This window comes from Iodobacter violaceini (assembly GCF_011601265.1).
GTDB lineage: Bacteria > Pseudomonadota > Gammaproteobacteria > Burkholderiales > Chitinibacteraceae > Iodobacter > Iodobacter violaceini.
Genome location: NZ_JAAOLX010000042.1, coordinates 1 through 393, shown reverse-complemented (window position 1 = coordinate 393; position 393 = coordinate 1). Strand labels below are relative to the sequence as shown.

1 protein-coding gene is annotated in these 393 nt (G+C 58.5%); it reads left to right on the top strand.

The features are described from left to right. The coding region (locus HA050_RS21765; RefSeq protein ID WP_205836568.1) for a hypothetical protein at positions 1 to 393 on the top strand (393 nt) is incomplete at both ends.

Here is a 393-nt window from a genome sequence, read left to right as displayed (position 1 = left end):
CTTCATCACAAATTGCCGCGCTCTCCACTGGCAGTGTGGCGGCTCTTGAAACCCGTGATTTAGTGGTGCTCAGTACCAGTGGTATTGCCGCACTGAATACCGCACAAGTGAATGTGCTGACCACGGCTCAGGTTGCGAATCTGACAACCGATCAGGTGGTGGCACTGAACACGGCAGCAGTGGCCAGTGGCTTCACGACCGATCAGGTGGTGGCACTGACTACGGCACAAGCCGCTGTTCTGACCACCCGCCAGGTGGCTGCGCTTTCTACCAACAGCATGGCTGCGCTGGAAACCCGCGATCTGGCCGTTGTCAGCACAGCAGGGATTGCCGTGCTGTCGAGCAATCAGATTAAAGCCCTGACCACCGCACAAGTGGCCACGCTGACCACGG